This window comes from Rheinheimera soli (genome assembly GCF_031457405.1).
In the GTDB taxonomy this organism is placed as follows: domain Bacteria; phylum Pseudomonadota; class Gammaproteobacteria; order Enterobacterales; family Alteromonadaceae; genus Pararheinheimera; species Pararheinheimera soli_A.
Genome location: NZ_JAVDWR010000050.1, coordinates 1 through 1,873 on the forward strand (window position 1 = coordinate 1; position 1,873 = coordinate 1,873).

The following is a 1,873-nucleotide window of genomic DNA, read 5'->3' on the forward strand; positions in this document are numbered from 1 at the left end:
ACTGGAAACCGGCGATGAATCAGTTCATCATCATGTACGGTGATCGTGTATCACTATGATAAACAGCCACTTACACAGAAAATTTTACATACTCGTAACAAAATGATGGTTCCATTGCTCCTCCCACTCGGGATGAACATCCTTATGCTTTTGTGAATCTGATTTAAGCTTTGCGTCTTTTCCATGGCCTTGATAAGTCTCAAAACAAGCCGCTATAAACTGATGATAGTATTCAAAAAAAGCATCGCTGAAATAAGGCGTCCCTAAATGGGCTAGCTTGTCTGCTTCACGTTTCTTGTTTACAACATCTTGCGGCTTGAAGTCTTTCCAAGAACCCACCCGACTGCAATAGCAATAGATGTCATTGAGAACTGGACCAATTTCATCCCAGAGTGTAATACGCTTTTCTATTAGTTTTTGATTACGCCATTGCGAATACTCAAGCGTTTTTGTTACCCGAAGAATCAAGTAGCCAAAAATTGTAGCAACCAGCGGCGCAATTAAAATGTCAGCGAACAGCAGAAGATAATCGACCCAATCTTTCCCTGATTCTAAAATTCTTACCTGTATTATCTCGTTGGCCATAGTTGTTCAATCCCTATGTTTGCTTTCTATTCTTCCAAGTTAACCGCTATTTTAAATTGTTTCAATCTCAGGGGTATTTATTGCGGTCACTTTGGTGTGAGGATTGGATTGTTAAGGTAATTTATTGAAAATTATTGATTTATATGGAAGTGGGTTAAGGGGGCGAACTGTTACTTCGGATCAACGCAAAATACGTATTTTGTCTTTATTCCATTTTAATAAGACGTGCTCACGAAACCAAGCTGGCTTTACCTGATTGTATTCTTTGTCTTTGATATCAAGAAATCCATTGGAATTTACTTCGGCAAATGGCATTAACAAGTCGGTATTATCAAAAAAATAGACTCTGTGGCATTGCATGGACATCTCATAGAGCTGTTTCAGGCTATTGATGTATCGGCTTCTGATTTTTTCTATGGGCACCGGATGCCCGCCCAATTGTACCCTTTCATCTACCCGGTCCACGTTAATGTCAGGGTCTGCAATGCAAACGTAATACAAGTAACACTTAAAGCCTAGTAGGTTAGCTTTTTTGATGTATTCAAGATGGCTTGGATGACTCATCACTGATTAGTAGCTATGAGATACCAGCATTTGTAGCCATTGTTCCCGTTGGCCGGTGGCGATAGTTTGCGCGAGTTGAGAGCGTTTTTGCGGGTCAGGCTCATGCTCGTGCAAAGTTAACTCAATTTCATCCGGGTTGACGTATTGCCCGAGCGGAACTTCATATTTGTGTCGCAACTCGTTGGTTAATGTGGTTTTACCCGAACCATTAGGTCCGGCAATCAGCCTTAGTCGCGGCATAAATCCTGTTCAAGCGTAGGGAAATCATTGGTGTTAGCCATAGGACGAATAATTTCAGTACGACCATCCGGATGGCGGCGCTTGATCATCCCGTTCTTAGCAAAGGTAAAGCTAACTCCATTTTCCAGCGCTCTTTCACGCGCAGCCTTGGATGCCTGTCTGCCAACTGTTGCAAGACTGGCAAAATCAATCAGGGGATCTTTACGTTTTGCTTGTGAGACTTTTTTAACAACCGCACTCATAGCGTTCTCCAGTTCCTGCGTTACTGGCATTGTAGCCAGTACCTTAGGCTCTAGCAACAAGCCAAATGCTCGCTGGATTTCAGGGGACAGGTTTGCTTTGCTATCCATTCACTAAACGGGCGCCCGCAAGGGGTGCCCCTACAGAACATCTAGTACCTTTTCAATTTAATTCTGATCGATTGAGTTACCAGTCAGTTGGTAGCTCATGGACCGGAACTAAGACCGTAATTGCCCTGCTTTGA

The 1,873-nt window shown here is 42.8% G+C and carries 4 protein-coding genes; all 4 read right to left on the reverse strand.

Annotated elements, in window-relative coordinates:
• Positions 1 to 84: 84 nt before the first annotated feature.
• Positions 85 to 585: a hypothetical protein gene (locus J2W69_RS20530; protein WP_310282086.1), complete on the reverse strand. Its 501-nt coding sequence runs from the start codon at positions 583 to 585 to the stop codon at positions 85 to 87.
• 180 nt (positions 586 to 765) lie between these two features.
• Complete coding sequence (locus J2W69_RS20535; RefSeq protein WP_310282089.1) at positions 766 to 1,050, reverse strand: hypothetical protein; 285 nt, start codon at positions 1,048 to 1,050, stop codon at positions 766 to 768.
• A 105-nt stretch (positions 1,051 to 1,155) separates the two neighbouring features.
• Complete coding sequence (locus J2W69_RS20540) at positions 1,156 to 1,389, reverse strand: hypothetical protein (RefSeq protein WP_310282091.1); 234 nt, start codon at positions 1,387 to 1,389, stop codon at positions 1,156 to 1,158.
• Positions 1,377 to 1,739 carry a hypothetical protein gene (locus J2W69_RS20545; protein WP_310282093.1) on the reverse strand — a complete coding sequence of 121 codons (363 nt, stop codon included), beginning with the start codon at positions 1,737 to 1,739 and terminating at the stop codon, positions 1,377 to 1,379. Before J2W69_RS20545 ends, J2W69_RS20540 begins: the two co-directional genes overlap by 13 nt.
• Between the last annotated feature and the right edge of the window lie 134 nt (positions 1,740 to 1,873).